The organism is Zobellia uliginosa (genome assembly GCF_018860745.1).
Classification (GTDB): domain Bacteria; phylum Bacteroidota; class Bacteroidia; order Flavobacteriales; family Flavobacteriaceae; genus Zobellia; species Zobellia uliginosa_B.
Map to the genome: position 1 here is coordinate 764,664 of NZ_JAHKPY010000003.1, position 25,297 is coordinate 789,960.

The 25,297-nt window shown below is 35.9% G+C and carries 27 protein-coding genes; 18 read left to right on the forward strand and 9 right to left on the reverse strand.

Annotated features, from left to right (window positions below; translation table 11 throughout):
• Positions 1-6: 6 nt before the first annotated feature.
• From KO521_RS07045 to KO521_RS07095, 11 genes are all read left to right on the forward strand, one after another.
• Positions 7-1,209, forward strand: coding sequence for a PQQ-dependent sugar dehydrogenase (locus KO521_RS07045; protein ID WP_215939192.1), 1,203 nt, complete (start codon positions 7-9; stop codon positions 1,207-1,209).
• Positions 1,210-1,551: 342 nt separating this feature from the next.
• On the forward strand, positions 1,552-2,538 hold the full coding sequence (locus KO521_RS07050; RefSeq protein ID WP_215939193.1) for a hypothetical protein: 987 nt from the start codon (positions 1,552-1,554) through the stop codon (positions 2,536-2,538).
• 259 nt (positions 2,539-2,797) lie between these two features.
• Entirely contained in the window at positions 2,798-3,442 is a 645-nt protein-coding gene (locus KO521_RS07055) for a CPBP family intramembrane glutamic endopeptidase (RefSeq protein ID WP_252729914.1), read from the forward strand.
• A gap of 47 nt (positions 3,443-3,489) precedes the next feature.
• On the forward strand, positions 3,490-4,023 hold the full coding sequence (locus KO521_RS07060; RefSeq protein WP_252729916.1) for a DUF4269 domain-containing protein: 534 nt from the start codon (positions 3,490-3,492) through the stop codon (positions 4,021-4,023).
• A 472-nt stretch (positions 4,024-4,495) separates the two neighbouring features.
• Complete coding sequence (locus tag KO521_RS07065; protein WP_215939195.1) at positions 4,496-5,032, forward strand: GNAT family N-acetyltransferase; 537 nt, start codon at positions 4,496-4,498, stop codon at positions 5,030-5,032.
• Positions 5,033-5,186: 154 nt separating this feature from the next.
• The gene (locus KO521_RS07070; protein WP_215939196.1) at positions 5,187-5,918 is read left to right on the forward strand and encodes a peroxiredoxin; all 732 of its coding nucleotides are present in this window, start codon (positions 5,187-5,189) and stop codon (positions 5,916-5,918) included.
• 205 nt (positions 5,919-6,123) lie between these two features.
• The gene (locus KO521_RS07075) at positions 6,124-7,317 is read left to right on the forward strand and encodes an Nramp family divalent metal transporter (RefSeq protein WP_215939197.1); all 1,194 of its coding nucleotides are present in this window, start codon (positions 6,124-6,126) and stop codon (positions 7,315-7,317) included.
• Positions 7,318-7,530: 213 nt separating this feature from the next.
• On the forward strand, positions 7,531-8,013 hold the full coding sequence (locus tag KO521_RS07080; RefSeq protein WP_215939198.1) for a MarR family winged helix-turn-helix transcriptional regulator: 483 nt from the start codon (positions 7,531-7,533) through the stop codon (positions 8,011-8,013).
• Positions 8,010-8,255, forward strand: coding sequence for a YgjV family protein (locus tag KO521_RS07085; protein ID WP_194534874.1), 246 nt, complete (start codon positions 8,010-8,012; stop codon positions 8,253-8,255). The genes KO521_RS07080 and KO521_RS07085 overlap by 4 nt, the downstream gene beginning before the upstream one ends.
• A gap of 87 nt (positions 8,256-8,342) precedes the next feature.
• Positions 8,343-8,879, forward strand: coding sequence for a sigma-70 family RNA polymerase sigma factor (locus tag KO521_RS07090; protein ID WP_215939199.1), 537 nt, complete (start codon positions 8,343-8,345; stop codon positions 8,877-8,879).
• Between the two features lie 56 nt (positions 8,880-8,935).
• The gene (locus KO521_RS07095; RefSeq protein WP_215939200.1) at positions 8,936-9,820 is read left to right on the forward strand and encodes a PhzF family phenazine biosynthesis protein; all 885 of its coding nucleotides are present in this window, start codon (positions 8,936-8,938) and stop codon (positions 9,818-9,820) included.
• A 149-nt stretch (positions 9,821-9,969) separates the two neighbouring features.
• Here the strand turns inward: KO521_RS07095 and KO521_RS07100 are convergent, their stop codons facing one another.
• Positions 9,970-10,968, reverse strand: coding sequence for a hypothetical protein (locus KO521_RS07100; RefSeq protein ID WP_215939201.1), 999 nt, complete (start codon positions 10,966-10,968; stop codon positions 9,970-9,972).
• Between the two features lie 318 nt (positions 10,969-11,286).
• Between KO521_RS07100 and KO521_RS07105 the strand changes: the two genes are divergently transcribed.
• Positions 11,287-11,850, forward strand: a complete 564-nt coding sequence (locus KO521_RS07105) for a Crp/Fnr family transcriptional regulator (protein ID WP_215939202.1) — start codon at positions 11,287-11,289, stop codon at positions 11,848-11,850.
• A 259-nt stretch (positions 11,851-12,109) separates the two neighbouring features.
• Positions 12,110-12,499 carry a RidA family protein gene (locus KO521_RS07110; protein ID WP_215939203.1) on the forward strand — a complete coding sequence of 130 codons (390 nt, stop codon included), beginning with the start codon at positions 12,110-12,112 and terminating at the stop codon, positions 12,497-12,499.
• An 87-nt stretch (positions 12,500-12,586) separates the two neighbouring features.
• On the opposite strand, the gene KO521_RS07115 is transcribed toward KO521_RS07110, so the two are convergent.
• The 5 genes from KO521_RS07115 to KO521_RS07135 are packed head-to-tail and all read right to left on the reverse strand — an operon-like array spanning position 12,587 to position 16,736.
• Positions 12,587-13,264, reverse strand: a complete 678-nt coding sequence (locus KO521_RS07115; protein ID WP_215939204.1) for a type 1 glutamine amidotransferase domain-containing protein — start codon at positions 13,262-13,264, stop codon at positions 12,587-12,589.
• A gap of 23 nt (positions 13,265-13,287) precedes the next feature.
• On the reverse strand, positions 13,288-14,448 hold the full coding sequence (locus KO521_RS07120) for an iron-containing alcohol dehydrogenase (protein WP_215939205.1): 1,161 nt from the start codon (positions 14,446-14,448) through the stop codon (positions 13,288-13,290).
• Between the two features lie 33 nt (positions 14,449-14,481).
• Positions 14,482-15,477, reverse strand: coding sequence for an NADP-dependent oxidoreductase (locus KO521_RS07125; RefSeq protein ID WP_215939206.1), 996 nt, complete (start codon positions 15,475-15,477; stop codon positions 14,482-14,484).
• 19 nt (positions 15,478-15,496) lie between these two features.
• Positions 15,497-16,129 carry a nitroreductase family protein gene (locus tag KO521_RS07130; RefSeq protein WP_215939207.1) on the reverse strand — a complete coding sequence of 211 codons (633 nt, stop codon included), beginning with the start codon at positions 16,127-16,129 and terminating at the stop codon, positions 15,497-15,499.
• A 28-nt stretch (positions 16,130-16,157) separates the two neighbouring features.
• Complete coding sequence (locus KO521_RS07135; RefSeq protein ID WP_215939208.1) at positions 16,158-16,736, reverse strand: TetR/AcrR family transcriptional regulator; 579 nt, start codon at positions 16,734-16,736, stop codon at positions 16,158-16,160.
• Positions 16,737-16,927: 191 nt separating this feature from the next.
• On the opposite strand from KO521_RS07135, the gene KO521_RS07140 reads away from it, so the two are divergent.
• Positions 16,928-17,404 carry a GAF domain-containing protein gene (locus tag KO521_RS07140; RefSeq protein ID WP_215939209.1) on the forward strand — a complete coding sequence of 159 codons (477 nt, stop codon included), beginning with the start codon at positions 16,928-16,930 and terminating at the stop codon, positions 17,402-17,404.
• Positions 17,405-17,412: 8 nt separating this feature from the next.
• Here KO521_RS07140 and KO521_RS07145 read toward each other — a convergent pair whose 3' ends face one another.
• The gene (locus KO521_RS07145) at positions 17,413-18,174 is read right to left on the reverse strand and encodes a DUF481 domain-containing protein (RefSeq protein ID WP_215939210.1); all 762 of its coding nucleotides are present in this window, start codon (positions 18,172-18,174) and stop codon (positions 17,413-17,415) included.
• 219 nt (positions 18,175-18,393) lie between these two features.
• Between KO521_RS07145 and KO521_RS07150 the strand changes: the two genes are divergently transcribed.
• Positions 18,394-19,608 (forward strand): sensor histidine kinase, encoded by a 1,215-nt coding sequence (locus tag KO521_RS07150; RefSeq protein WP_215939211.1) that lies wholly within the window; start codon positions 18,394-18,396, stop codon positions 19,606-19,608.
• A gap of 13 nt (positions 19,609-19,621) precedes the next feature.
• On the opposite strand, the gene KO521_RS07155 is transcribed toward KO521_RS07150, so the two are convergent.
• Entirely contained in the window at positions 19,622-21,082 is a 1,461-nt protein-coding gene (locus KO521_RS07155; protein ID WP_215939212.1) for a pyridoxal phosphate-dependent decarboxylase family protein, read from the reverse strand.
• Positions 21,083-21,194: 112 nt separating this feature from the next.
• Here KO521_RS07155 and KO521_RS07160 point away from each other — a divergent pair, with 112 nt between their 5' ends.
• Both KO521_RS07160 and KO521_RS07165 read left to right on the forward strand, forming a co-directional pair.
• A complete protein-coding gene (locus KO521_RS07160) occupies positions 21,195-22,076 on the forward strand; it encodes a LysR substrate-binding domain-containing protein (RefSeq protein ID WP_215939213.1) in 882 nt (293 codons plus the stop codon).
• Between the two features lie 489 nt (positions 22,077-22,565).
• Positions 22,566-23,153 carry a thioredoxin family protein gene (locus KO521_RS07165; RefSeq protein WP_215939214.1) on the forward strand — a complete coding sequence of 196 codons (588 nt, stop codon included), beginning with the start codon at positions 22,566-22,568 and terminating at the stop codon, positions 23,151-23,153.
• Here KO521_RS07165 and KO521_RS07170 read toward each other — a convergent pair.
• Entirely contained in the window at positions 23,147-24,064 is a 918-nt protein-coding gene (locus KO521_RS07170) for an AraC family transcriptional regulator (protein WP_215939215.1), read from the reverse strand. The genes KO521_RS07165 and KO521_RS07170 overlap by 7 nt on opposite strands.
• 172 nt (positions 24,065-24,236) lie before the next feature.
• Here KO521_RS07170 and KO521_RS07175 point away from each other — a divergent pair, with 172 nt between their 5' ends.
• Entirely contained in the window at positions 24,237-25,292 is a 1,056-nt protein-coding gene (locus KO521_RS07175; protein ID WP_215939216.1) for an L-dopachrome tautomerase-related protein, read from the forward strand.
• Positions 25,293-25,297: the final 5 nt, after the last annotated feature.

Here is a 25,297-nt window from a genome sequence, read left to right on the forward strand (position 1 = left end):
AAACACATGAAAAACAACACTATTAAATCATTTTTAATCGCTATGACGGTTGTAGGTCTTGCCGCCTGTAATGAAAAAAAACAGAAAGTAGAGGAGAAAGAACCTATGGTAAACTATGATGAACCAGTTTCTGAACTGCCCGTTGACCGTTTGAACTTGCCCGCTGGTTTTAAAATAGAAGTATATGCAGATGGTATAGATGGTGCACGTTCCATGGCCATGGGAGATAACGGAACCTTGTTCGTTGGCACAAGAAATGAAAAACGTATTTACGCCGTTCAAGATCGCGATAAAGATTTTAAAGCAGATCATATTATTGAGCTAGATTCAACCTTGGAATCTCCCAACGGAGTGGCTTTTAGAAATGGGTCGCTTTATGTAGCGGATGTAAGTAAGCTTTTTAGATATGATAATATTGAGGAAAATCTAGACAGTGTTCCTAAGCCAACCTTGATTTATGAAGACTATCCTGAAAATTTTCACCATGGGTGGAAATACATTGCTTTTGGACCGGATGATAAGCTGTACGTGCCCGTAGGCGCACCTTGTAATATTTGCGATTCTACTTCCGTAGACAAGCGTTTTGCTTCTATTACCCGTATGGATCCGGACGGAAGTAACCGTGAGGTTTTTGCCCATGGCATTAGGAATACCGTTGGTTTTACATGGCACCCAGAAACCAAGGAAATGTACTTTACGGATAACGGTAGGGATATGATGGGCGATGATATTCCTCCATGCGAGTTGAACCGTGTTACGGAAGCCGGCCAGCATTTTGGTTATCCGTTTTGTCATGGTGGTACAATTAAAGACCCTGAGTTTGGTGACCAACATCCCTGTTCGGATTTTATAGCCCCTGTACAGACCTTAGGTGCCCATGTTGCGCCGTTAGGGGTCAAGTTTTATACGGGCGATATGTTTCCTGAAAAGTACAAGCAGTATGCTTTTATAGCTGAGCATGGCTCTTGGAACCGCTCCAAAAAATCTGGATATAGAATTTCTTTGGTAAAGTTTGAAAACAATGAAGCGGTGGCCTATGAAACCCTTATTGATGGCTGGTTAGATGATGAAACCCAAGATCAATTTGGTAGGCCTGTAGATTTATTATTTCTAAAAGATGGTTCGTTATTAATTTCCGATGATTTTGGAGATGCTATTTATCGTGTGAGTTTTGATGATGGGGAAAGCCAAGTAGCGAGTGTGGAGTAAGGAATAGTATGGTTACAGTTATATTAAACCTATAAAGTATGAAAATACATCGTTTGTATTCTGAAATTGGATATAACGATGTATTTTTCGTTTTGTTAGGCTGCGCTAATATTTATACAGATGATGGAACTTCTACGTTTATTGAATATTTCAACTAATACTCTGAAGGATGTTGAAATGAATATAAGACTCCAATACGAAACTGCTTCAGGAATTTTTGATCTGGAAAAATTGAAATTAATAGGAATTCCAGAAAACTATATAAGAAACGTCTCATAATTTAAAGCAAAATCAATCAGTTTCTTTTTCTACCAATCTAGAATCTTCCCTTAATTAAAAATTATGAAGTCATGTTTTAAATCAATAATTATAGTCCTTACCAGTTTGACGATTATACCTGCATACGCACAAGAGATTATTGATTCGTACAGGCAGGCAAAAAACGATAGTTTGCGAATAGGTGAATTGGACACTGATTTTTTAAAATTCACAGAAAAAGGGTATATGTTGGCTTTACCGGATAACGGAAAAGTAAATGGAGTCCTTATCTTTTTTGAAGACGCTAAATTTGATAACAAGAATAATAGCGCAAAACAAATCTATTCCCAATCAAATAAATCAGGATACGCAGTTTTGTCCGTTTCAACAGAAATACCGTTAGACTTTTTCTTCTCGGATACTTCAATTATAGATGCCCACAGCACAATAGAAAAGGCGTTCAAGGAAAATAAGCTGCCCAATGAAAATGTATTCTTAATGGGCGTAGGTTTATCAGGACATTGTGTTTTAAAATATGTAGAATTTGTAAAGAAAACCAATCTAAGTTTTATATTAAATATTTCTGGATTAGTAGTTTGTGATGCTCCCTTAGATTGGGTTAGACAGTATAATGAAGGAAAAAGAGATAGAAGAATAAACTTTGATGAAGGAGCGGTTTGGGAAGGCACTTTCTCTAATTTTGTTCTTGAAAAAAACCTTGGAGGCACTCCAGTAACCAACCTTGAAAATTACCTTGAATTTTCAACCTATAGTTATTCTGATGAAACTAATAGGCATATTGAATATTTTAAGAAATATCCCGTAAGGGCGTATATAGAAGTCGCTATAGAATACTGGTTGGAGAAAAAACGGAAAACCACAATTGATAATAATGGTCCGGATATGGTTGGATTCATTGCCCAGTTGAAACTGGCTGGAAATAAAAATTCAGATTTGGTTATCTTTTATCCCCAAGACAGTAAAACGGAGAAAAAAAATACCGCCGCGACTTGGGTGGCAGTAGATAAGGATGAACTTATGGTTTGGGTAAAAAAGCAATCTTCTAATTGAATATGAAAGGCTGAAACCATACAGATGAAAAAGAAGTGGAATGCATAAACTTTTATGCCCCATTATGCGCACACTGAATACAAAGAGTAGAAAAATGTTAATGCAGCTTTATAAGTGTAAATAAAGTGTATAGGTTAGAAAAAATTTAGATGCAAAAAAAGTGAAAGCTGAACTTAAACCGTTTTGGAGTAAGTTTTTTAAATTCGATTGGAAATTCGGGTTGTTTCTTCTCTTAGTTATTTGTGTACCAAGGTTTCTAATGGTATTACAAGCCAATCAGACAGGTAATTACGGTCCTATTGGTGTTATTATGGTTGTCTCTGCACTAGTCCCATTTATTTTTTTAAATAAAACTGCAAGAAATAAGATTGGTTTTAGAGGATCTAAGAAATGGAGTGCATTGGCATTGGCTTTAGGAGTAGGAGCTGCTTTTAGTTTTTTACTATACTTTTTAGGTCAGGAACTATATGGCAATTCATTTCAAAACTGGTATGAATATATTGGTAAATCATACCAAATTCCTGATGTAATTTCAGCTGAAGATAAGCTTTTTCTGTTCTCAATTATGGCAAGTACGGGTATGATATTTAGTCCTATTGGTGAAGAGTTGTTCTTTAGGGGTATTGTTCATGGAGCTTTTGCGAAGTCCGTAGGAGAAAAAAACGCATCGCTTATAGATAGTTCTGCTTTTGCGCTTACACATATAGCTCATTTTGGATTGTTGCATATAGATGGTAGATGGTATTTTTATAGTATTCCAACGCTGATATGGGTTTTGGGAATGTTCGTTGTTAGTCTCATATTTTTTAGAATGAAAACTTCTTCAGATTCTCTATGGGGCCCTATTATTTGTCATGCTGGGTTCAATTTAGGTATGATTTATAGTATATTCTACTTACTTTAAATTATAAAATGCAAGTACAGTTTTTAGAATTCTAATTAGGGATTGAATTGATCACAGACTTTAAAAATATAGTATACCTAAAACAAGGTAACGAGCGGCAAAAGTTGGCCTATGCCGCAATCGCTAAATATCAGGTATTAGAGAAACTAGAAGATTACAATCCTATTTTAACGGGTACGATTCCTATTGAAATAGATTTGCCGGATAGTGATTTAGATATAATTTGCCATTGCAAAGACCACATGCGGTTTGGAGACTTTTTAGAGAAGAAGTTTGGCAATGAAACAGATTTCAAATTAACCACTACACTCCAAAACGGAATTGAGGCTACGGTAGCAACATTCATAGCTGATGATTTTGAGTTTGAAATTTTTGGTCAAAACGTACCAACGGAAAGACAAAACGCCTACCGGCATATGTTAATTGAGCATTGGCTTATACAGGAGAAAGGAAACGATTTTAAACAGGCCGTTGTAGAATTGAAATCAAAAGGTTTCAAGACCGAACCTGCTTTTGCTAAATTATTAGGAATTAAAGGAGATCCGTATGTGGAGTTACTAAAACTGGAAGATAATCTATAACTAGAAACATAAAGCAAAACCGGACACTTATCTTAATTCTAATTACTTGTTTTATTTCATTTTCTCTATGTGCTCAGAGCGTAATTATAGGGTTAAAGAATTTTTATTTCAAGAACAGGATGCCAAGATTTTCTTCCAGACAAAGTATATGTTAATACCTGTTAGGTTTAGAAAGCCTGCTTTTAGGTACTGAACCGTAAGTAGATAAAGCCAGGCTAGCGCGAGCGTCACGCTCGTACCCACAACTAAAAAGGGTAATCATCTTAAAGCATGCGGGCTATTCGGCACAAACAAGATGCCTACGCTAGCGTAAAAAATGTAATCTAAGATTTTGTTTATTAATAATTTAGCGCAAACTTTTCGGGAAAAGAGCTTTAATTCTACCCTAACTATTGCAAGCATAGTTCTGGCAACTGATTACTACACTATAAAAGCATATTTTAGTTTAGCAACCTAGAACAGGACTATTCAAATGCATAAGTTAACAACAGACCTATATTTAGAATCTATTACGATAGGAGAATATCAAGAGCTATATGACTTAATGTCTAAAATATATCCGCCTGCATATTCACATTTGTGGCCGGACAAGGGAGCTTCGTATATAAACAGTTTATACGCTAAAGAGAATTTAGGCAAAGAGCTTGATCAGCCAAATTCCCAATACTTTTTCATCACCTATAAAAATGAAAAAGCGGGAATTTTAAAAATACTCTTAAATGAATCTTTGCCTACTGCACATGCAGTTAATGGAACCAAACTGCAACGTATTTATTTAGGCCAGTCACTGCAAGGTAAAGGTATTGGCAAAACGCTTATCCTTTGGATTGAGCAGGTATACAGAACCACGGAAAAATCAACTTTATGGCTAGAGGTTATGGATACACAACACCAGGCACTTCGGTTTTATGAGAAGTTAGGTTTTAAAAAGGTGAGTAGTTTTAGTTTTGATTCGGAGTTTATGTACGAGCCTATGAGGGGCATGTACCGAATGGCTAAGGAGATTTGAGAATTTCACTTTTTAATGGAGAAGTAAAAAAACAGTAACGCACTACTATAATCTTTCCGCAAGACAATTAAATCAATCTTTGTAACCAAGGTAACTGTGGAGATTTTGATTGTGAAATACCTTCGTACCATTATTAATTATAAATATAAACGTAATGGAACAAAATCAAGAATATGAGACCATCAGCATGCCAAGAATAGGAGATGCCGCCCCAGAATTTAAAGCAGTAACAACACAAGGAGATATCAATTTTCCTGCGGATTATAAAGGAAGTTGGGTCATTCTTTTTAGTCACCCGGCTGATTTTACACCAGTCTGTACTTCTGAATTTATGACTTTCGCCTCCATGGAAGATAAATTTAATGAGGCAAATTGTAAGCTTGTAGGACTTTCTATAGACGGTTTGTACAGCCATATAGCGTGGCTACGTACTATAAAGGAAAAAATAGAGTACAAGGGAATGAAAAATATTGAAGTTACCTTTCCTTTAATTGAGGACATTAGCATGAATGTAGCTAAGAAGTACGGTATGATACAGCCCAATGAAGATACCACAAAGGCGGTAAGGGCAGTTTTTTTCATTGATCCTAAAGGAATTATCAGAACTATGATTTACTATCCTTTAAGTTTAGGAAGAAATTTTGACGAATTATACAGGGTAATAATTGCTTTACAGGCAGCCGATGAATTTGATGTGGCAACTCCAGCTGATTGGCGCCCTGGCGATGATGTTATTGTTGGTCCTGCAGGTTCTTGTGGTACAGCTCAAGATAGAATGCAAGATGATGATATTGATTGTAAGGACTGGTTTTTCTGTACCAAGAAATTAGATAAAGATATGGTGCTGAATAGAATATTGAAAAATAAGCTAGTAGCGGAAGTATAGCTTAAAATTTGTACTAAAAAAAGAGGGTGCTGGTTTCAAAACCAATACCCTCTTTTTTTTAGTTATATATAAGCGTAGTGCTTGTACGTTTGCTTGATAGTAAATATCCTTATATTTAAATTTTTGTGTGAAAAACATCATTTTAAATTAATCTGTATTTTTTAGAATTACAGAAGGGTATAGCGCAACACCGCAATAAAAAACTATGTTTAAAAAAGTAGGCCCCGGGGTATTGGTAGCAGCAGCATTTATAGGTCCGGGCACGGTTACCGCATGCACGTTGGCTGGAGTTGAGTTTGGCTATGCACTTTTGTGGGCTATGCTTCTTTCCGTAATCTCCACCATAATTTTGCAAGAAATGTCGGCTCGCTTGGGCATCATCACACAAAAAGGCTTGGCAGCTGTTATTAAGCAAGAATTAAAGACGCCTTGGGTAAGAAATACGGTCATCACCATTGTTCTAAGTGCCATCGTTATTGGTAATACTGCTTATGAAGCCGGTAATATAGGAGGGGCATCATTAGGACTGGAAGCCATTTTTGGAGAGCGGTTCACGCCTTTTTATCCTTGGGTAGTTGGCTTTTCTGCATTTGTTTTACTCTATATAGGGGATTATAAAGTGCTAGAAAAAGTATTGGTTTCTTTAGTACTTGTTATGAGTCTTTCTTTTTTACTTACGGCCATAATCACTAAGCCCGATATTTTAGCTGTATTAAAAGGAGTGTTTGTGCCATCTGTTCCTAAGGAAAGTATATTAACGATTATAGCTTTGGTGGGTACCACTGTAGTTCCTTACAACTTGTTTTTACACGCTTCTTTGGTAAGTGAAAAATGGAAATCACCCAATGATTTAAAATCAGTTAAAAAAGATACCTACATATCAATTGCAGTTGGAGGATTAGTATCTATGTCCATTATCATTGCCGCAACAACAATTCAAAGCGGTGAAGTAAAAAGCGTGATGGATTTGGCCAAGGGCTTGGAGCCGCTTTATGGCAATGCTGCTAAATATTTTATGGGGATTGGGCTTTTTGCGGCTGGAATTACCTCGTCTATTACAGCGCCATTGGCAGCAGCCTATGTTGCAAATAGTTGTTTTGGTTGGAATGTTGGAATGAATCATATTAAATTTAAAATGGTTTGGATGGTTATTGTAGTCATCGGAGTTGTTTTTATGTCCTTAGGTATTAAACCCATAGAAATTATAAAATTTGCTCAAATAGCGAATGGCATCCTGTTACCGGTAATTGCAATTTTTTTGCTTTGGGTGGTGAATAGAGTGGCTGTTATGGGTAACTACAAGAATACCTTGCTGCAGAATATTTTGGGAAGTGGTATTATTATTCTCGCTATACTATTAGGAGCTAAAAGTATTTTTAAAGTGATTGGCGTTTTGTAGCAGTGCTGTCTATTCTTATAAAGTCAGTACAATCCTTAACTATAGGGTATAAATGTAATTTAGTGTTAATTTCATTGCAACTTAATTTTTGATCTTTTTTGCTTACAAGTTGACTCCAAAATATATCGGTTGGGCCACGTATAGATTTTTTACACTTATGTAACCAGTTACGATTAAATTATTATATTTGCGTAACCAGTTACGTATAATAGAATGAATGATTTTTTATCAGAGATTGAATTTGCAGGATTAAACAGTAGAATAAAACGGTTGAGTGACGAGATACTATATAGTACCAGAGATTATTATAAGACCATGGGATTGGATATTGAACCCAATTGGCACTTAATTTTTCTGTTGTTAGAGAAGTATGATTCTATGACCATAACGGACATATCAAAAGAATTAAGAATGTCGCATCCCGCTTGTGTGAAAATCATAAATAAAATGAAGAAGAAGGGGTACGTGAATTCTAGAACGGATGATAATGATTTACGCAAACAATTGTTGGAGTTGTCCGAAAAATCATTAAAACAGCTCCCCGTTTTTCGGGAACATTGGAATGCGGGCGCGAAGACCACCGAAGATTTGATGGAAAATAGTCCTCATTTTATTGATGAGTTAAAAGAGATAGAATTACGAATAAGCGAAAAAAGTTATAAAGAAAGAACCTTAAAACATTTAAATTTGAAATGAATCTGTTTGCTGAAATACTAGGATATATTGCAATTGCGACGGGCTTCTTCGCAGCTACAAAAAAAGAAATGGGGGCATTTAGAATATGGCACCTAATTTCAAGTTTTTTCTATATTATTTATGGGTTTTTCTTAGAATCCGCACCATTGATTATTGCAGGAGTGGTCTTCTGTATTATTCACGTGTATCACTTGTATAAGATGAAAGGCAATCAAATCAATAAACCTCAGAAGACACAATAGGGCAGATGTAATTAGATTTCTTATTTTTAGGTGAAATTGCAGGACTATTGATTTAAAAATCAGTAGTCCTGTTCAAATCTTTTTAGTTTGAAGCTAGATACACAAGCCATATGGATTGACCTAAATGAAGAACTGTACAAGTTTATTTTGGGTAAGGTTAACGATGAACAAACGGCTAAAGATATTCATCAAGAAGTTTTCTTAAAGATTGAAACTAAGATTTATCAACTAAAACATTCTTCAAAAATTACTTCTCGGATGTATACAATTACTAGGAACACCATTATTGGTTACTTCCGCAAAGCGAAGAATCAAAACATAGCCATAGGTGATTTGGATATTCCGGAAACAGCACGGGACAATTTTGAATATGCGAATTTATCCAATTGCATCAATTCAAAAATAGATAGTCTTTCCGCAGAACATAAGGAAGCAATTGTTTTAACGTCCTTTAAAAACTATTCTCAAAAGGAACTCGCTCAACATCTAAAAATCTCTTATTCCGGAACAAAATCAAGAGTTCAAAAAGCCCGAGAAATTTTGAAAGATAATATATTGGACTGCCCTAATGTTGCCTCCGATAGTTCTGGAAAAATAATCGATTTTGAAAAGAATGAAGATTAGCTACGTCTTTTTCCTTTTCATTCCGTCTATAAGTTGTAACCCAATACATAGATACAATGAACACTTCAAAAAAGAAAGTAACAGTACAGATTCTTAATGCCTTTGCCGAAAACGGAAAAGGAGGAAACCCCGCAGGAGTAGTGCTCAATGCAGATGAACTCACTGCAAAAAACAAATTAGAAATAGCTAGAAAAGTAGGTTTTTCTGAAACCTCATTCGTTTCGAAATCCAAGACAGAAGATTTTAAGTTGGACTTCTTTACGCCTAACAAACAAATAGCCCATTGTGGCCACGCCACCGTAGCTACGTTTTCATATTTAAAACAAATAGGGGCCTTAAAAAGCGATAGATCTTCCAAAGAAACCATTGATGGAAGCCGGAAAATTAAGATGATAGGAGACTTGGCTTTTATGGAGCAATTGGCTCCAAAATATTTAGATATTAGTCATAAAGAAAGTGATATTCTAAAATCCTTGGGGTTAAGCAAGACTGACCTTTTACTGAATGCTCCAATCCAATTAGTGAACACGGGAAACTCATTTATACTAATTCCGGTAAAGAGCAAAGAGATACTTAACAGCATAGTTCCAGATTTAAACCTAATAACTGAAGTCAGTAAGGAATTTGATTTGATAGGTTATTATGTTTTTTCCACCGAAACGGAAAGTACAGCATATGATGCTACTTCAAGAATGTTCGCACCCAGTTATGGAATTGAAGAAGAAGCAGGAACAGGAATGGCTGCCGGGCCGCTTGCCAGTTATCTGTTTGACGTTTTGAAAATGGAGCAGAGCAGTTTTAAAATCCAACAAGGAAAATATATGAAAGTACCTTCGCCTAGCTTAATTGTAGTAAATCTACAGATTGAAAAAGACGAGATAATGGGCTTGATGGCTGGAGGAGTAGGGTTGCTTCAACGTGAAATAGAGATTGATATTTAATAATAAACCACCTTACACTAGAAATGTAAGGTGGTTTAGTTGTAAACACTCCAAACTTTTACTCGATAATCGAGATTAAATGCTCCGAGGCTTGTCTCGAAATCAAAATGTATTCTTTTTAATGCCTCGTGGACTTGTCCCGAGGTAGTTTACTTCGTTGTTATTTCGCCCATTTGGATGACTTCAAAATTGTTTAGGGTAACTTGTTTTAACGCTCTAAGGTCGTCATTATCCCAGTTTTCATCTGGCGCGCCGGATATGAACATATTTGACCCAACATCTGCTAGTATTAACCCGTATTTTTTCATTGCTTGAAGAATTATTTTATTTGTTTCAGAAAAATCACTGGTATCAAATGTTGGTTTAAGTCTTAAAACAGCACCAAAAGGTAATAATTCACCGTTTGTATTGCCAGAAACTAAATGACGTGCCGGATGTATATACCCCTCATAAATTTTAGATCTAGGAATGGTGAACCTAATGGGGTGGTCTATTTCTCCTTTTTCAATTTCACTATACCTAACCAGTAATGGAAAAATTGGTAAACCTGCCGCATCTGCTGATGTCCATCCATCTGGCCTAAAGGTATTTTCATTTAAATCAAATGCAGCAGCACTTGCCACTTCAAAACCAGTACCAACTTGTTTTGAATAAAATAATTCATACAACATACCATTTTCTATATCTACAGAAATAACATGACTATCTCCTTTTCCATTACCTTCAATTGGTGCATCTAGGGGAATAGGAAAAGGACCCTTATCGCTTTCTGAAGGATAACCGTTTTCACTAAAAGAAATAGGCACATTTTCTTGGCTACCATCAACTACAACATAAGGTATGCCAATTGGAGCATCATTGTACAAACCACTACCAAAATCAGGAAAAAGCCCAGAATTTAAACCTATATTTTCTAGTATGATATCTGAATGTGGGTCTACAGGGCTATTGGTAACCTCTTTATTTAATGGATGATTTGATGGAAAAATCTGAATGTTCTCTGCACTAGATAGTTCAACTGATCCACTAGATAGCTCATTTGATTCACTATCGTCAATTAGAATTGTATCTGACTCCGATGAACAAGAAGTAGCGAGTATTACCATTGGTACAATTAAAAGACATTTTAGGTGAAGCAAATATTTCATAATTATAGATTTTTTTTGGTACGGTTTGATGGAGTAGTTTTTAATAATATGGCAACGTAAGATGTAAAAACGATTTTGTTAGCTAAAAGTCTTGCTCCTTGATTATTACTGGTGATGACGTTAGTTGAAAACTTCTTTCCTTATTCATTATTGTTATATGGTTTAAAAAAAATAGAGTTAGTAAAATATATTTGTGCAGTATTGAATAGAACTTCTAGAGACCTCATATTTTTTGGCGTTCTGATTTTTCGGAAATCTATTTATAAAAGTTCGTAAATTTTCAGTTCAAAAGAAGCATAAAACAAAACGTTATTCAAAATGGGTGATCGGCTTAGAAAACATATTGAGGAAGTAGTTCCTTTAAGTGATGACGAATATGCCTTTGTCCTGTCTCATTTCTCAAAAGAAGCCTATGGCAAGAATGATTTTATTATTCAGCAAGGAGAATCCGTAAACCATTGCTATTTTGTTATATCCGGACTTTTAAAATTGGACTATAATGGTCTAGATGGAAAAGATCATATTATATCTTTTGCTATGGAAAATTGGTGGGAAAGTGATTTTGCTGCTTTTTTTACCCAAACAAAGGCTCAGATGTCATTGCAATGTATTGAGGAAACTCATGTGCTAAGCATTAGTTTAAATAATTATAACAAACTGGCCGCGGACTTTCCTAAAATGGAATATTTCTTTTTAAAGAAATCCAATGCAGGTCATATAGCTTCCCAAAGAAGAATTTTATCTTTTTTAACTTCAAGTGCCAAAGAAAGGTATGAACAACTGTTGGAACAATATCCAATACTATTTCAACGAGTTCCTAAAATGCTTTTGGCTTCCTACTTGGGCGTATCCCGCGAAACACTCAGTAGGCTATCCCATTAAGAATCTTTTACTCGATAATCGAGATCAAATGCTCCGAGGTTTGCCTCATAATCAAAGCGTATTTCTTTTTATGTCTCGTGGACTTACCTCGAGGTTTCTAATTTTTTTTTCATAATTGTGATGTTTGTCACACAATAGTGAGTACCGAAGTTTAAATCTTTGTAAAGCACCTAATAATTAAATAGGTGACAAATAAAAAGAAATTTTAGTAATCGTGTTAGTGACCATTACATTGGTTTCCGCACAACATCAAAATCAAATGAAAAAAAGAATAGTTAACCCATGGAAATGGCAAAACGAAAGAAGTTATGTACAAGCTGTTGAAGTGACCAATACACAAGGAACACTCCATATATCTGGCCAGACGGCAATTGATGCAGATGGAAAATCTAGCACGGAGGATATGAAGCAGCAGTTGATAAAGGCAATTGAAAATCTAGAAAAGGTTATAGAAGAAGCCGGTTATGAATGTAGAAATATAGTTAGGTTAAACATTTACACGACATCTACCGAAGAGTTTTTTAGCTGCTTTGATGTGTTTCAAAATTGGACAAAGGAGAATAACGTGCAACAGGCAAGTACGGTCATTGAAGTGAAAGGCTTATTTGAAACTCTAAAAATCGAATTGGAAGCGACCGTAGTTAAGTAGGGTTGCAATAACTCCAAGAGAAATATATAAAACAAAAAAAGCTTACCGGATACCGGTAAGCTTTCTTACTAATTGGGGGATATGCAATTAGTTTAAACTAGCCAAAAGTTTCTCGGCTACTAACTCAGATGATGCAGGATTTTGTCCTGTAATTAAGTTGCCATCTTGTAAAGCGTAGGCAGCCCAATCTTCACCTTTGGAGTAGATACCTCCATTTTCTTTCAATGCATTCTCTACTAAGAAAGGAACTACATCCGTAAGTTGAACTGCATCTTCTTCTGTATTTGTGAATCCGGTTACTTTTTTACCTTTCACCAAGAATTCTCCGTCTTGTCCTTTTACGTTTTTTAAAGCAGCAGGCGCGTGACATACAAAAGCAATAGGTTTTTTCTGTGCGTTGAATTTTTGAATCAATGCTATAGAATTAGCATCGTTCGCCAAATCCCATAACGGACCGTGACCACCAGGATAAAAAACTGCATCAAAATCATCGGCGTTCATATCTGCCAATACTTTTGTGTTCTTGATTTTTTCTTGAGCTACAGCGTCTTTTTCAAAACGCTCTGTATCTGCAGTACTTGCATCTTGAGTATTACTACTAGGATCTATTGGTGCAGCGCCACCTTTTGGAGTTGCCAAAGTAATATCAGCACCTTTGTCCAATAATGTATAATATGGATTTGCGAATTCTTCTACCCAAAATCCAGTTTTTTTACCTGTGTCTCCCAATTTATCATGAGAGGTTAAAACGAATAATATTTTCATCTTTTTTAGTTTTTCAATTATTATTAATATGCCATTTTTACAATCTTCTCAGCATCCTGAGGTGTTAAAGCTTGGCGTTCACCAAGACCTTTCCAACCACGATCGGTAAAACGTTGTGCAATTTTTTCTGCGGTACCTTCATACTCAGAAGTGTAGTCAGACAATTTGGTATCAATACCTAACTCTTTAAAGAAAGCTTCCGTTTTTTCAATAGCAGCATACGCTTTATCATCCACACTTCCTTCGGTAATGTTCCAAACGCGCTCTCCGTATTGAGCCAATTTTTCTTTCTTCGCCTCAAAGTTATACTTGTAATGACTTGGTGCCACTACTGCCAAAGTTCTTGCGTGATCAATTCCGTACATTGCCGTAAGCTCGTGGCCCATCATATGTACAGCCCAGTCTCCAGGAACACCTTGTTGAATAAGTCCGTTTAGTGCCATAGTACAGCTCCACATAAAGTTGGCCGCAGCCTCATAATCAGTAGGGTCTTTAATTACTCTAGGAGCAATCTCAATAAGGGTCTGTAGAATACCTTCGGCAAAACGGTCTTGTAAAAGTCCGCCTGCTGGGTACGTCATATATTGTTCAAGAACGTGTGTAAACGCATCGGTAATTCCATTTACCAACTGTCTTTCTGGAATAGAGGTAATTACCTGTGGATCCAATACCGAAAACTGTGGGAATAGGGCAGGACCTCCAAAAGCTAACTTCTCTTGAGTTTCTTTTCTAGAGATAACCGTTCCCGAGTTCATTTCTGAACCTGTTGCCGGTAAAGTTAAAACCGTTCCAAAAGGCATTCCTTTTTTAATAGGCTTTCTTTTTTGCACGAAGTCCCATGGTTCATCACCTTCATAAACTGCAGCAGCAGACAAGAATTTAGTTCCGTCAATGACCGAACCACCACCAACAGCTAATAGATATGTAATATTCTCTTCCTTAATTACCTTTAGGGCATCCATAAGAACAGCGTATTCCGGGTTGGCAGGTATGCCACCAAACTCAACCACATTGGCATTGGCCAAAGCCGCCTTTACTTGGTCGTATATACCATTTTTCTTAATACTTCCACCTCCGTAAAGCATTAATACCTTAGCGTCAGAAGGTATTTCTTCTATTATTTTTTTGATTGTATCTTTTCCAAATATAATTTTGGTAGGATTCTTAAATTCAAAATTCGTCATAGTTCCTTTTCTTTAATTTTTTTAATTCAATCGTTATATTTTAACGATCATTTTTCCTTTGTTTTTTCCATCGAATAAATCGATAAAAGCTTGAGGGATATTTTCAAATCCTTCAACAATGGTCTCACTGTAGGTTAATTTGCCTTCAGCCAACCAAGTGGATAAATGTTTCATAGCTTCAGGGAATTTCTCGCTATAGTTTGAAACAATAAATCCTTGCATTAGCGCGCTATTCTTAACTAAAAAAGGTTGTACGCTAACACTTTTAGGCAGTTCTGTATTGTTGTATACAGAGATAGCACCACAAATAATCATTCTTGCAAAGTGATTTATGTTGAACAGCACCGCGTCCGAAATAGGACCGCCAACGTTATCAAAATAAACATCAACTCCGTTTGGCGCTGCTTTTGCAATAGCGGCCGTCATGTCTTCCGTAGTATTGTAATTAATGCCTTCATCAAAACCGAATTTTGATTTTAGCATATCTACTTTTTCATCGCTACCCGCTATACCAATAACACGAAGACCCAATATTTTACCTATTTGGCCAACCACACTACCTACGGCACCAGCCGCGCCAGAAACCACAAGAGTTTCTCCTTTTTTAGGCTTACCAATTTCAGTAAGACCTAAATAAGCGGTTAAACCGGTCATTCCTAAAATTCCCAAATAAGTACTTAAGGGAGCTTTTTTACCATCAACTTTTGTAAGACCTTCACCATTGGAAACCTGTTGGGTACTCCAATTAAGCATTCCGGCAAGGTAGTCGCCATTGTTAAATTCCTTGTGCTTAGATGCAATAACTTTTGCCACTATGCCTGAATGAACAGGTTTGTTCAATTCAAAAGGAGGCACGTACGACTTAGCATCGCTCATTCTTCCTCTCAAATAAGGGTCTACAGAAACGTAAGTCGTTTCCAAAAGCAACTCACCATCTTTAATATTTAAAGGCGAATCATTTTCTACAAATTCGAAATCAGAGACCGAAGGTTTTCCCTTAGGTCTGTTTTTTAATAATATAGTTTTCATAGTAGTATTCTTTTTGTAATTAGTCCATTACGGTTACCAAGTCTTCAGTGCTTTTTCTCACCTTAACCAAATTTGCCAACCAATCTTCATCTGTTTTTCTGTAGCCGATTGGCAACAATACACAGCTACGTAAACCTTTTGCTCTTAGACCAAGAATTTCATCTACAGCATCCGGATCAAAACCTTCCATTGGTGTGGAATCAACCCCTTCAAAAGCAGCAGCCGTAAGTGCTTCGGCAAAGGCTATGTATGCTTGTCTTGCTGCATGTTGAAAGTTGACTTCTGGGTCCCGTTGTGGATACATGCCCAATAATTGCTGTCTGTAATTTTCAAAACCTTCATTTTTAAACCCGCGAATTTCATTGGTTAAATCGAACATCTTATTAATCCGCTCTTCCGTATAGTTATCCCAAGCAGCGAAAACCAATAAGTGAGAACAATCTGTCACTACAGATTGGTTCCAAGCTACAGGCTTTATCTTTTCCTTTAGTTCTTGATTGGTTACCACTATTATTTCAAAAGGTTGTAAACCGCTAGAAGTAGGGGCAAGGCGAGCAGCTTCTAAAATAATGTCTACTTTTTCTTGTGGTACCGTTTTACCGTTCATTGCTTTAGTAGCGTATCTCCATTTTAATTTATCAAGTAATTCCATTTCTATTTTATATTTAAGATGATCGTATTTATTTTTTTATACTGCTCCATGCAGACTGGTAAGCTTCTTCTAAGTGGCTTTCATTTAATTGAAAGCCGCCTCTCTTTTGTGCTATCATTAAAAACGACAACGGGTTAATTGCATAGGCATATAATATGTAATCTGATAAGGGTTTGATAATGCCTTCTTTTTTACCACGTTCCCATAAATCCAATAAAGGTTGTAAGTGTTTAATGCCTTCTTGTCTGCTGGGTTCATCTATCATAGGTGTGTTGTCACACTGTGCAAGAAACATGGCCTCTTCGCATTCTTTTAATTTAAAGTCAGCAATACGCTTCCATATAATTTCAAAACCTTCTTCAACTCCCATTTTAGGATTAAATGTGGCAAACGCATATTGGGTAAAAGCCGCTTTCACTTCTATATATACTTGGTTAACCAAATCCTGCTTGTTCTCAAAATAGAGATATATAGTAGCAGGGGATACATTAGCCATTTTTGCAATCTTAGACATAGGCGCTGCATGGAACCCGCTGTTGTTTACTAACTCTATTGTGGCTTTCACCAATGCATTTCTTTTAATTTCGCTTTTTGTTAATTCTGCCATGATTTACAATTCTGGTACAAAGATATAAACAAAAATGAACGTTCATTCTTTTTTAACAAATGTTTAGTTTTTCAATTTTAATAGGGAAGGAGTATCCTCGGTTTACTTTAGTAAATTTGTAGGTAAAGGCTACTGTAAAATATGGGAGTTTTAGAAAAATGCAAACAACCAATTTAGTTAATATCAAGATTATGAGTGATAAGCAAGAATTGACAATAGACACTATTTTATCCAAATTGAAGCAAAACAATATAGATTGGCAACACGTTTTAGAAAATGTAATTAGTGTTTTTGATTGTACTACCGGAACCATTCATTTTTTAGATCAAGAAACAAAATTGTTACAGATACAGGCGCATAAAGGAATTCCTCCTTTTTTAATACCAAAGCTGTCTACTATTCCTATTGGTAAAGGAATGGCAGGCATTGCCGCTGAACGTAAGGAAGCGGTTGAAATGTGCAATTTGCAAACCGATGATTCTGGTGTAGCGCGTCCTGCAGCCAAAGAAACTAAAGTGGAAGGTTCTATTGCCGTACCTATGTTGCTAAATGGAAAACTTTTTGGAACCTTGGGTATAGCTAAACCAATATCTTACGATTTTACGGAGGATGAACGCAATAGTCTTCTTAAAATTGGTGAAGCTATGAGTAAGGCTTTATTAGCCTAGTTTTTTGATTAAAGGGAAAATGTAAGCCCTAGTTTAAGGTTGGAAGAACGATCACTTTCGGTAGTAGTTGAAAAACTGCTATAAGAATAATTGTATAAGGCAGAAATACTTAAGTGTCCCGTTAACGGCATTTCTGCTTTCAATTGGCTGAGTACCCGGTGGTTGGCTATGTAGCGGTATAGGGGCTGAAAATATACCGTGCCCGTAAAATCCAATCTAGTTTTAGGGAATGAATAGGTAGCCGACAGGTAGCTGCTGTTTCTGTGGTTGTAAAATCGATCTTCAGAATCTACGAGCTTCTCAATTTCATACATATATGCATTCCCGAAATAGACTTTTGCATGGTCTTGCGATATTAATTTTAAGCGAACTCCCACGCCTGCTAAATTTCTGTTGGATATGGTGAGAAGGGTGTTGTTCTGATTTTGTATAAAGCCTTCCAGTCTCAAGAAATCCGTAATTTTATGGTTGTATCTTAAATGAAAAAAGTAGGAGTTCTGAAAATCTTCGTCCTTACTTCTTATGAGGTTGTAATTACCGATAAAAAATAAAATTTTCTTCAGGTCCCTAGATTTTAACTGGGTTGTGATATTAGAACCTATTTGTAGAATATAGGCACCATTGTTATCCGTATAGTTAAAGAGTAAATCACTTTTTAGAGCAAAACGAACCGAATCTTTTTGCATGCGTTTAGATTCAATATTAACCAACTGTGCATTAACCTTACAAATGAAAATTAATAGAAAACAAAAGGATAATAGAAATTTCATGTACTAACCGATTTTATGAAAATGCAAAATTATCCAATTTCTTCTTTAATCAAATAGCTTATAGGGTTAATCTTACACTAAGTATTATTTTGATAAAAAATAGCAATCAACAGTGTAAACAGAAGGTAAAAATCATATAATTCAGTATTTTGCATAGAGCCGGAGGTATGTATGGGGTTAAATTGAAATATGGGAATAAATAATTAAAGGGCGATAGTTATGGAAATACTTGGGGAATTACAAAAGGATATTAATGACATTCAATCAATTAGTATCGTACCCACTATTTTAGATGTGGTCTGTAGAGCTACAGGCATGAGGTTTGCTGCCATTGCTCGGGTAACTGAAAAAACATGGATTACTTGCGGGGTTTTGGACGGAGTGCCATTGGGGCTTGCCATTGGTGATGAACTTGAGATAAGTACCACATTTTGTAAACAAGTTCGTGAAAGTAATAGCTTGGTAGTAATTGATCATGTGGATAAAGACGCAGTATATCACGACCACCCAATACCTGCACAATATGGATTTCAAAGCTATATTTCCGTACCTATAGTACGAAATGATGGAGCTTTCTTTGGTACACTTTGTGCTTTGGACCCTGAGCCTAACAGAGTCAATACTGCCGAAATTATAGGTATGTTCACCATGTTCACAGAGCTGATAGCATTTCATTTAGAAGCTATTGAGAAAATGGAGAAACAGGATAACGTTCTCAAAAAGAAAAATATAGAATTAGCGGCATATGATTTTATATCAAGCCATGATTTGCAAGAACCGCTACGTAAAATTCAGATTTTAACCAGTGCGCTGGAAAGGAAAGAGAAAGATAACCTTTCCGAAAGTGGAAAAAAGTATTTTAAATCCATTAAGAAAGCAGCCAAGAGAATGCGCAACATTTTTAAAGATCTGTTGACCTATTCGGAAGCGGAGTTTAAACCTCAAAGTTTTAAAGAGCGAGATTTAAAGGAGCTGGCTATACAGGCAAAATCAAGGCTTAGCAAGCAAATAGATAAGACGAACGCCATTGTAAATATAGATGAGCTGTGTAGGTTAAGTGTGGTTCCTATACAAATAGAACAGCTTTTCTATAATCTATTCGCTAATAGTTTGAATTTTAAAAGTGAGGATAGACCGTTACTAATTGAAGTAAGTAGCTCTCAAGGTTTGGGCGATACCTTTGGTGTTAAAGGTCTGCAAGCTAATGTAAAGTATTGTGAAATTACGGTAAAGGATAATGGTGTGGGATTTGATCAGCAATACAGCGAAAAAATATTTGATATTTTTCAACGACTTAAAACTAATGAAGATGATAAATCCACAGGCATAGGTCTTTCCATTGTAAAAAGAATTGTAGAAAACCATCAAGGAAAAATCATCGCTCTAGGAAAGCCAGATTATTTTGCTGTTTTTAAAATGTATTTACCTCTATAGCAAAGTTTCTTTATTAAGCCAACAGGGTTGTTTTATTCAAGATGAAGCTCCCTTGTTTTTCAATCTCATTGAGGAGTTCTATAAAATCCGATTTAGAGGTTAATGGATTCATAACCGTGCAACGCAATGTGCGTTGGTCAGCTATTGTGGTCTGTACAATATAGAAATTTCCTGAGGCGACTATTTTTTTTCTAATATCAGTATTCAAAGTATTCAATTCACTGATGCTCATATTTTTATGAGGTGCATATCTAAAATTCACAATATTGGATTCTGGTTCATGTACTAACTGAAAACTGGACTTTTCACTAACCAATTCTGATAGTGTTTTGGCAGAATCATATAACTGGTTCACATTTTTTTCAAAAATACCCATCCCATGCGTTTTAAGAATGAGATAAACCTGCGCCGATAAGAATGGTTTACTGCATTCAAAGGTTCTCTTTGCGGAATTATACCATTCTTCTGTTTCTGGAGAATCCCAAAGATATTGTGCTCGCTGCGCAAAGGTGCGGTATACTTTGTTTCCTTCTTTGAAAACCAAGGCAGTATTAAGAACGGGAGTCATTAACATTTTGTGAAAGTCTATGGCAACAGAATCTGCTTTTTCAATTCCTTTGGCGCGATTCCTATATTTTTCAGAAAAGACAACTGCCCCACCATGTGCCCCATCAACATGTAACCAAAGATTGTGTGCTTCACTAAATTTAGATAGCTCTTTAAGATCATCATATGAACCAGTGGCAGTAGACCCGGCACAGCCAATTATGCAAAATACATGAAGGCCATCGGCTTTGGCCTTTTCTAAATAACAGGGCAATAAATCTGTACGAATCTTAAAATTAGAATCCACAGGAACTTTAATGATTCCCTTATCTCCTAAGCCTAATATGCGTGCAGCCCTATCAATACAATAATGGGCTTCTGCAGAAACCAATACCGCTAGCTTTTTATTATGACCCTCTTCCCATACGTTATGCGGTGCTTTATCTTTTCTAGCAGCTAATAATGCTGTTAGATTGGCTAGACTACCCCCTGACGTCATTATTCCAGAGGAGGAAGAACCGTAGCCAATTTTTTTTGCCGTAAAATCTGTTATAACCCGCTCCATGGCATTAGAAACAGGACCCATTTCGTAAACCCCGGTGCTATTGTTTATCATGTTGGTTACCAGTCCGGTAAGTGCTGATATAGGAGCAGGGGCAGCTGTTTGGTGACCCATGTATTTGGGGTGTTGTGTTTGCTGTGAACGTTGGAGTATTGTTTTTAATGTTTGAATAGGCTCAGATGTAATACCTAAACTTTCTTTCCAAAATTGAAATTCCTCATCTGGAGCGTTATCAGGATAGACCTTATGTGCTTTCTTATTTTGTAGATCGCCTAAATGATCTGCAAGCGCATCTATCAATTCCTTTCCTAACATTCTAAATTGTTCTACGTCATAAACATCTGCAAGGCTACTTTCTGTGGTCATACTGAATATTTTAGAATTGAACATCTTCCCGTTCAGCACAAAACTAGGCAACAGTAGTTATAAATATAAATACTTAATTTTGATGAATTAATAACAAATATGTATTAGTTACATGGATTTACAACATATACGCAGCGCTATTCTCTTGTCAAAAAAACTGAATTTTACAAAGACAGCTGAGGCTCTCCATATTGTTCAGCCCGCTTTGAGTCGTAAAATTAAACAGTTGGAAGAAGCTATTGCATCACCACTTTTTATAAGAAACAAACGAAATGTTGAGTTGACCCATGCGGGAGCCTATTTCGTTTCCGAGATGGAGAAATTACTCATGCAGTATGATTTTATTCTAAAACGAACCACTCAAATTCATAAAGGGGAGGCCGGGGAATTGAAAATTGGTTTTACGCACTCCGTAATGCAATCCATTCTCCCGGAAATTTTAATAGATATCAGGAAGAATCTTCCAAATATTAAGACAATTTTGAAGGAGCTCAACAACCGGGACCAGTATGTGCGTCTGCAAACTGGGGAATTAGATATTGGTTTTGCAACGAACCCATTAGTACCAGTAGGATTAAAGAGCAAAGTTTTGCACATAGACAACTACGCGGTACTGCTCCCTAAGGCTTATGATTTAAGTAGGTTGGATGAACTGGGTTTTTTTGCATTTGCAAAGGAGCCCTTTATCTTTCCATCAAAAACAGATGGGCCTAATTATGTGAATATTATAGAATCTATTTGTACGGGAGCTGGTTTTATACCTAATGTTGTTCATGAAACGGATTCGGTAAGTACAAGTATAAGATTGATAGAAGCAGGTATGGGAGTATCTCTGGAACCAATTTCATCTATAAGAGGGTTACATTTGCCCATTGATTTTCATGAATTAAAAGATACACCTCAAAAAGCACAATTAACTATGATTTGGAATCCAAAATTAGAAACGGAACATCCAAAATTATTTGGTTTGTTAAATGCTTTTAATGAGCTTTAAAACTTCTATGGAAAGTGCAAAATTTTGTTATTTATGATGGCCGAGGTTACTGGAATTGCGTTTTAGAGGGAAAAAATAGACGTAATATAACGGGTGTAATTCCTATAAAATTTGCATTTTTTGGTATTTTTTAACATATGGTGCATAAAAAGCATCAAGATATATTTGTTAAAAATATAGTCTTGTTGTAATAAAAGAGGTCGTTTTAGTTCCTATTTTTAAATATATACTAATAATATGTCGTTTTTATGTGATTTTATCAAGGTATCATAGCATAGCATAAAAACAAAAATGCAAAAAAACCTTTATTTATACCTAAGTTAGTGGAATTAATTATTAAATTAATGTATGGTGCATTAACGGTTTGTTGGTACTGTAGAAAACGGCTTTCGGGTAATTCAAAATCCGGTTTATTAGGTTTAGAAAAAACAGGAATACGAATGGTTAAATTACGAATTAAGGATAGCCAATCTCCCAAATTATAGAATCATGACATTTGTTTTGTCTAGCATGATGGAATTGGGGAATAAAGCCCCGGATTTTACGCTTCCCGATACGGTTTCGGGAGAACTCATCTCATTGAGTCAAATTAAATCAGAAATTGCTACAGTTGTACTTTTTATTTGTAACCACTGTTTGTTTGTTCAACATATCAATTCCAAATTGGTAGAATTGGCCAACAAGTATCAATCGTTGGGCATGCAATTTGTAGCTATAAGCAGCAATGATATTAAACAATTTCCGCAAGACGACCCTGTTTTTATGGCTCAAATGGCAAAATATAATAAGTATTCTTTCCCGTATTTGTATGATGAATCTCAAGATGTAGCACTAGACTATGGAGCTGAGAGTAATCCTGATTTATTTGTTTTTGATAAAAGATTGGAGTGTGTTTATACTGGACGTTTTGATATGACCAGACCTGGGGTGCAATCTGCCACCGGAAGTGATTTGTCTGCCGCTCTTGACGCCGTGTTAAATGGAGAAGAGGTGGACCCAAATCAATATCCCAGCATGGGAACTAGTATTGCATGGAAAAGAGGCACCTCTAAAAACAATTTCAATATGTTTTACTGATTTGCCACGCTCAAATCTGTATTTCTTGGTGTGGAACAAGAGCTGCGTTTCAATAATATATATTCTCCATTCTTCTTAAATTCCCGAATAGAGGTGCCTATGTAACGCTTAAAAGTTTTGGATAAATGGCTAACATCTGTAAAGCCTAAATCATCTGCTATTTGAGTTAGGGTAAAATCCGAATTTAATAAGCGTATCTCAACAAGCTTTAGTTTTCCTTTTATTATGTATTCCCTTAGTGATAAATTTGTCTGCTTTTTGAAAAATTCACTTACATACGTAGGGGACATCATAAAGACTTCCGCTAGGTTTTCAATTCTTAGGAGTTCTGGGGAATCTATGTTTTCATTGATGTAGGTCAGCATTTTGGTAATACGGTCATCGGTATTTTTTTGAGGAATTTCATAGAAACTACCTTTTTTTATATTTCTTATTAGAATTTCCGTAACGGAAATCATCAGGCTCTGAATTAGTGCGAAGGATTTATTTTCACGATCTCTAGATTCCTGCAATATAATAGAGGTTAACTTTTTTAGATACTCTCTGTCTTTTTCACTTTTAATAATGTCACCCGGCAACTGATTGTAATTGGATAAGATGTACGATGCCTCTTTAAACCACTCATTTCTATCAATAGTAATCTTGTTCGCATTTTTAAAGAAAGAATCGGTAAACTTTAAAAAGACAAAACGTGTCGGTTTTATGATGGTAAAAGAATGGCATTTTAATGGCGGTAGCAAAAACATGCTATTCTTCTCATATGTATAATCGTTGTAGTTGATGCATTGGGTACCTTTTCCTTCCTTTACTAATACCAGCTCAAAAAAATTATTCTTAACGGGTCGTTGTTTCCAATCCGTCAGTTCAATTTCTTGTATTTCAAAAGGTTTATGTGCTTCTAGTATCTGCATAATAGGCCATTTAGGCTGCTAAAATACAATTTTATACGACCACAGTGCTGGTTTATATTCATTTTAACCTTTAAAAATACATAATTATCCTTTTTCTATACTTCTAAAGAGATACAAGTACAAATATCTTTGCCTTGTATTTATAAACGAATCAAATTTTAAAAATAACTATATGAAAAAAGTACTATTGGTATCCGCTTTAGCATCTGTATTTATGATGTGTAAATCACCAAACGAGAAAAAAAAGGTGACCGTTCAAGAATCAGCGCCAACCGAAAATGTTTCACAAGAAATAAAAACTGTAGAAACTATTTTTGCTAGTGATACCATAAGACCTGGTAATCTAGCTTTAACTGGTGATGGTAGATTATTTGTTACCATGAACCCTATGATGTCACCTGACACTAAAGTTTTTGAAGTGTATAAAAATGGTGAAAATAAGGCTTACCCAAACGCCGAATATGCGACCGGCGAAAACTCGGTTTTTAAGGCAGTTATTGGAATAAGAGCTGACAGCAATGACAATCTTTGGTTATTGGATATGGGAAACAAGCAATTTGTGATTTGGGATACTAAGTCAGAAAAATTAGTTAAAACTATAAAAATTCCGGCAAACGTAGTAAAACCGGCTAGTTTTTTACAGGATTTTGTGATTGATGAAAAACACAACCGTGTGATAATTGCAGATATGACCCAGGGTGATTTAAAAAGTGCGCCTGAGCCTGCATTTATCGTAATCAATACCGAGAATGGGGAAGCTAAGAGAATGGCACAGAGTCATCGATCATTGATGCCAGAAATGGAAGGTGGTTTCGCGCTAAATCCAATAGCTATTGATCCACTATATAACTGGGTATATTTTGGAGCCTTACACGGCAACACCATGTATAGGGTACCTGCAGCTAACTTTGGTAGCGATGAAGAACTAGTAAATTCTATAGAAACATATGGTAAAAAATCATACTCAGACGGCATGGCAGTAGATGCTGTCGGAAATGTGTATGTAACTAATGTAACAGATGGGGAAATAGGGCTATCTACTAAAGAAGCTTATGTTCCTTTAGCAAAAATTCCTGAAGGGCAATCTTGGCCAGATGGTCTTTATGTAGCTAACGATGGATTTTTATACGCTACAATTGATCAATTAAATAGAATACCACCTATGAACAATGGAAAAGATGATAGTGAAGGCCCTTATTTAGTAGTTAAAACAGAATTAGTAAAGTAATTTAT